At 61.8% G+C, this 6,383-nt stretch carries 3 protein-coding genes; all 3 read right to left on the bottom strand.

What is annotated here, in order from left to right; translation table 11 throughout:
* On the bottom strand, positions 1 to 1,931 hold a 1,931-nt coding region (locus tag VFI82_16605; protein ID HET7186307.1), incomplete at its 3' end, for a capsule assembly Wzi family protein.
* A 618-nt stretch (positions 1,932 to 2,549) separates the two neighbouring features.
* Positions 2,550 to 5,915, bottom strand: coding sequence for an SLBB domain-containing protein (locus VFI82_16600; protein HET7186306.1), 3,366 nt, complete (start codon positions 5,913 to 5,915; stop codon positions 2,550 to 2,552).
* 23 nt (positions 5,916 to 5,938) lie between these two features.
* Positions 5,939 to 6,383 (bottom strand): transcription termination/antitermination NusG family protein (locus tag VFI82_16595; GenBank protein ID HET7186305.1); only part of this gene is annotated, 445 nt, incomplete at its 5' end.

Here is a 6,383-nt window from a genome sequence, read left to right as displayed (position 1 = left end):
CCGTCATTGATGTGGGAATCGCGGAAGTTGGTATTGGCATAGAAAAATGTGCCGCGAACGCTGTCGGGAACGGGAACATCGGTGTAGGTGTACTCGGCGCGGAAATCCATATTCTTCAAGCCCGGGATACGCGGCATGTAGATGCCTGGATTCCAAGCGGCGCGGTTTGGCGCGGCCAGTGGCGAGGGATCATCATCGACGAGCGAGTCAGTGTACAGCACCAGCCAGTTACGAAGCTTGGGAACGCGATAGCTGAAATCGAAGGAGCCGCGGCGGTCCCCGGGGTCTTGGGTCAGGCCGGGATGATCGCCGGCGCTGGCGATACTCTTCCAGAAGCGGTGCCAGCTGATCGGCAAGCCGCCGCCGCCAAAAACGGTGACCTTGGAAAATCCCAGCTCCAGGTTCTCGGTTGGCTTGAAGCTGATCTTCTGTCCGTCGATGTATGGATTCGGCGGAAAGTGGTGCCCAGCCAGACGACCAATGAAAAACTCTGTGCGCACCGGTCCCAGGTAGCTAAAGAGCCAGGGAAGCTTGAAGGGGTTGCCCTGCGTCCAGCGCAGCATGTACAAAGGCTCGGCATTGTTGCTGAACAACATGGGCCCCATTTCGCCCGGCCCCCACACCATGTCCTGCTTGCCGAAGGAAATCTGGTTGTTGTGCCAGTTCAGGGTGGCGTAGCCCTCGATCATTCTCAGCCTGTCCACCGCAGCAAAAGGGACAGCAGGCTGTAGCGGCGTCACGTCGACGCTGGCGATGTTCTGCCGTACCGCCAGCGGCAACGCGGGCGATGAAGGCGAGTGCTCATACTCGGCGCGCACGTAAAAGGTCAGCGGCCCCACTTCAGCATGGCTAGTCACGCCCGAAATCAGGTTGGCACCTTCCGCAAACGGGCGGCCGTAGTCGTTCACCATGCTTTGGCCAAGGTGGTAGCTGTCGCGGATGACCGGGCCGCTGATGCCGGTGATGCGCGTATAAACCGACTCCAAGGTGGCGCTCCGGTTACGCTCCCCCGCATAGACGCGCGCCTCGGGAACGAACTCCGCCCTCAATTGATCGTATAAACGGCGGGCCTCGCCAGCACCGCGATCGTCGGCCAGGATGCGGTCACCCGCTTCCTGCAACAGCCGTTCGCATTCCATTCTCGTCCACGGGCGCAGGTTCGCGAATGCAGTCGGCATGTAGCCCATCGCGGCCAGGCGGCTGAACGCCGGGTACACCCAACTATCGACAGGAACGAAAGACGAGCCGATCTCGCCCGGGTCGGGAGGCGAGCCCTCCCTGGTGCGAACAAATGTGCCGTAGCGGGCGCGGTCGTATTCGGAATCACGATGACGGGAGTAGGCTTGACGGCCAAGAAAATAACCCAGCCCCATCCCGACGAAAGCATCGGAGGCGAAGTGCTTGCCCGAGGTCACACGCGCGGCGGTCATGCCGGTGGCCGCGCCATACGCCAGAAGCTTCACGAAAGGACTGGGATACTGCTGCGCGAAAACGGTAGCGATCGACCATCCCGCGGCCGCGTGCTCGGAGGGAAAAGAACTGCCGCCGGCTCGGAACGTACCCGTGTGGTCCCCTTCGTAGGGGCGCTGGCGTCCGGCGATGCTCTTGATCGCGTACGTGATGAGGAAGCTGTTCACTGCGGCTTCCCCGGCCATCATGCCGGTGTCGCGCAGGTGATCATTGCCCGTGAAGTGTCCCCAGGCCCAGGCCGCGCCGACCGTTCCCGCCATGGCCGCGGCCCCATAATTCGCGAAGTTGTTGCTTTGCTTGATGAAGGACGTGCTGGTCGAAAGCCGTTTTTGGATGTCCTGATCGGCGCCCATGAGTCCGGCCGATATCCCGATAAACGGCACCAGATAATCCAGATCTCGCGTGTGCACACGGTAGGGCGCGGTCCAAAAATCCTTCTGGCCCTCGATGAGGTTTCGCACATAAGTGCGCGCTTCCCAGCGTACGCTCTGTTCGGCATGGTCATGAACCCTGCGATCCGCCGGAGCCGGGCAGGAACCAGTCGGCTCCCCGGATGAGTCCGTACACCCGGCAGGATGCTTTGTAACCGCAACAGCTCGCACTGTGTGAGCGGCGACGGGCGCGGGACAGGAACCGGCGTACTCGCCGGACAAGTCTGTACACCCGGCAGAGCTGGCTGGAATTAATCGAGGCTCCGCCGTGGGGCGGGCTTGATCTGGCTGAACTCCCGGATTCTTGTTTCCGTCAGCAACCGACACTGGCACCGGCTGCGGGCGCGCTGTCGCGGCGAGCGGCGCGGACTTTGACACGGACGATTCCGGCTCGGGGCGCGCAGCGCTGGTTGGGGCAGCAACTGATTGCGGCAGCGCAGGCCTGTGCTTTTGTTCCGGGCGTTGCCCTGGACAGGGAACCGGTTCCGTCCCCGTTAAGTCGGTGCAAGTATCGACGGAGCGCGGTGGCGGCGGCACTGGATGCGACTCCTGAGCAGACAATGGCAGCGCCGTAAGGGCGATCAACAGCAGACCTGCCCACAAGCCTTGACCCCGGCTGCGATAAAGGGAACAGAATCCCATAATCACCTAGTAATTCGCCAAAACTCGGAACGTAACCGCCAGCGAAGAAGCAATCTGTGCGACCTGGAAGATATTCTTCCAATTCACACCACCGATGCCGCGCTGCGGCACGACGACCGTGTCTCCAGGGTGCAGTGCAGTCGACAGCGCATTTCCCTTCCACCATGCACCCGACGAACCGCCCAGTACAGAACCGTCTGCCAGGATTACGAACGTGCCTTTCTTGTTCGCCAACGGAGTCGGACCGCCGGCCTGGCTCAGGTACCATTCCGCGCTTCTGCCGGGACGGTAAGAGATGCTGGTCGGATTGTTGACTTCTCCGCTGACGATGATAGTCGGGCCTTCTTTCGGGACGACCAGAACATCGCCGGCGCGGAGTTCGAGATCATTCGGCGTGTCTTTCCATGCCGAGATGTCGCGACTGATATGGATGACAACGCGGCCGGCAACCGGGGTGTTCTTCAGGGTGTCCACCGTGAGCTGGTACTGCTGCAAGGCGACATCTTTAAGGTTGCCCTGCTCCAGTTCCATGCGGTGGATAAGATCCTGCCGGCCGCGCTCCTGAATGATGCGAACCGATTCGCGCATCAGCATGGCGCCACGGGCATAGCCACCGAGGGTGATCCCGCCAGCTCGCTCGAGCACGGAACTGAGGCGCTCGCCGTCTCGAATCCCATAGGTTCCCGGATGTCCGACTTCGCCCCTGAGCGTGACGGAGGCACCCACGTCTTTCCATCCTGTCAGCTGGCGAATGGTGAGGACATCACCATCGCGCAGGCGGACGTCGGTATCGGCCTCGCCGGAAAGAGCGCGGCCGATCGGTACCTCCTCGTGATCACCAAGAACCCGCGTGCCGTTTTGGATGACATAGCGGGTCAAATCCGCCGACTGCGTGTAGGCGCCGCGTTTCAAGCCACCGGCCAGGCGGACCAGCTGGGCGGCAGTCAGGTCCTTGCCTAAAACATATTTTCCGGGATTGGCGACTTCGCCCTCGATGGTCACCCGCGACGGATCCAGTTTCGCCAGGTTGGCATGGATGATGAGACGATCCTTCGGCTGCAGCAGAACGTTCTGCACCTGATCGCCCGACAGAGCTTTGGCGAGATTGATGCTGATGACGCGGCTGGTGGCGCCGTCACGACGGAAAATCTGCGCATCCGCCAGCGAAGCGTCGACGGTTGCTCCCCCGGCCAGATAAACGGCGTCGCTGACATGGGTCTCACCGTTGGTGAGATGATCGCCGGGATCGCGCACCTCACCGGCAATCGTGATGCGGGGAGCATCCTCAAAATCAAACCGGCCGAAGATGCGGACCGTGTCGAACGGCTGCAGAACGGGGACTTCGCCTTTGCCGGCCATGGCATCGCCCAAGTTGAATGTCAGCACTTCGGGTGTGAAATCGGGCGAGTGCAGGCGAATGATCTCGGCATGGCGGCGGGAAGGTTCGGGAAGAAGCGCGTGGTAATCGCCAATCAGCTCCGCCACCGTCATGCCTTGCCGATAGGCGTATTTACCTGGATGGAAAACATGACCATCGAGGTAAACAGTTTTTTCAGAGTACGGCAGGATGGGCGAGATGCGAATGTGATCGCCGTCCTGAACGACGAACTGCTCCATCGCGCGCAGCGTCGTTGTCTGGTCATTGGTTTCCGGAATGTCGAGGCTCAGCATTCCCCGCTTGTCATGGGCCTGAACGCGCTGCACCTCGATATGACGCAGCGTGCCCGAAGGAAGAACGCCGCCCGCCAGTTCCAGCACCTGCGCCAGATTGTTGTCCTTGTTCAGCTCGTAGATGGCGGGGCGCCGCACCATGCCCTCCACCGTGACCTGGGGCCCAATAGGAGGAACCAGGATCGTGTCTCCCGGTTGGAAGGCAATGATGTCGGCACGCACGCCGTGAAGAAGGAGGTCGTAAAGATCGATCTCCTGCACCAGTTGTTTGCCACGATAGTGTTTCAGAACGCGCAAGGAGCCGCGGGCGGTCGGCCCGCCGGCCGCGTAGAGTGCGTTCAGCGGCGTGGACAGAGAACTGATGTCGTAAGCCCCGGGCCGGCGAACGTCACCGACCACGTAAATGCGGACCGTGCGGAGGCGCGCCAGGGAAACATCGGCCTGGACTTCACGGAACTGGCTGCGCAGCACGCCTTGGATTTGGCGCTGCACGTCTCCCAGGGTCTTGCCCGCGACCATCACCGTGCCGACTTCCGGCAGCGCGACGCGGCCCTCGCGATCGACGTTGCGAATCAGGCGCTGGGAGATGCTGCCCCAGATTTCAATTTTCAAGCCGTCGCCGGGCCCAATAACGTACTCGGGACCGACCGGCAGGTCCATTGGCAGTTCATCTAAATTGCCGGTCCCGTTGGTAAAGATATCCGCTCCAAAACGGTCGAGCGCTGGGTTGTGGCGCTGCACCTGCGAATACAGGTCGTACAGAGACGGCACGTCAGCATACGGATTCGGCTGCCTGCGGATGCTGGGACGCTCATAGGATGGCGAAGCATAGGCCCCGGTCGCGGGACGTGGACGGACCTCCAGCGCCGCCTGTTGCGGGGGCTCGGTATCGACCACCGAAGGCGCGGAACCGGCTGCCAGTTGTTGCTGCATACCGGCGACGTTGGCGAGCGACGCGGGATTGCGGCTCGCTTGTGCGGCTAACCCCTCTCGCTCCATGGAGGACGCCGGCGTGACACCGCCAATCGTCCCGCCGCTGAACAGCTGCGGCAGTTGATCGGGGCTGATGGGAGCCATGCTTGGCGTATCGCTCTCCACCAGGGCACGATCTACGCGGCGCTGCGGCTGTTGGTCAGAAGGGACAGACGGCCGAGGCTGAGGCTGTCCGGAAGGCGATTCCGGGAACTGATCGTCCCCGCTGCCATTACCACGAGGCGACGTCGATGGAACGCGACCATTGCCAGGGATTCTGCCCGCTTCCAACTGTTGACGGGACTGCATGCGGGCGGCTTGCGCCTGCTGTTCCTGGACTGTAGGTTGCAGCTTGATGTAACCGCGATCCTCGATTTCACGTGTGGCCATGACGCGGATGTTCTCGTCTTCGCGAATCAGGCGGAACAGAACGTCGTCTCGCAGGTCTTCGGGATCCAGCATGCGCCCCTGTTCGTAGGCTTTCTCTACGAGTAACTTCTTTACCTGGAGTGCCAAGGCCGGGTATTGCCGCAGAACCTGGATGATGATGTCAGGAGAGTAGGAAACCGTGGCGCGCGCTTCCATCTGCCCTGCCGTGAGGTCAGGTCCGTTCTTCAATGGCTCAGCCGACTGCGCTTGCGCCGCGGCTGTCGCGATTGCGATCGCCAGCACGGCAATCGAGGTTCGAGTCGCACGCCGGAACAGCCGAGGTGAGCGGAACAAATGCATAAGGGTCCTCTGGGGATGGCGAATCAGTTGGAAACGGGTAAATGATGGTCCGCGGAACTATGGCCGGCGCGCCACCTGCCGGCGTTGTCGGGGATGGGCTCGATGTCAGCGGCATCCACCTCAACCGCCACCGAGCGCATGATCAAGTCGATGGATAGAACCAGGCGCAGCGAGCTTTTCTTGCGCACCAGGATGCCTTCCGCGCCCTCGAGCACGCCCGAGCGGATGCGAATGCGGCGTCCAACCTTCAAGTAGGCGAAAGGCTCGGCGCGAAGGTTCGCCGCCAGCCCGGTTCGGAGCGTTTGCATCTCTCGCTCCGGCAAAGGGGCGGGAACACCCATGAACTGGACAATCTCGGCGACCCCCGGAATGCGGAGCACTTGCAACCGGTTCTTCAGGTCAATGCGGACAAACAGGTAACCGGGAAACAAGGGTATCTGCACGCACTTGTTACGGTCCTTCCAGCGG

It is taken from the genome of Terriglobales bacterium (assembly GCA_035691485.1).
In the GTDB taxonomy this organism is placed as follows: domain Bacteria; phylum Acidobacteriota; class Terriglobia; order Terriglobales; family Acidobacteriaceae; genus JAIQGF01.
Note: the sequence above shows the minus strand (reverse complement) of the source record. Positions and strands in the feature narration are given on the sequence as shown.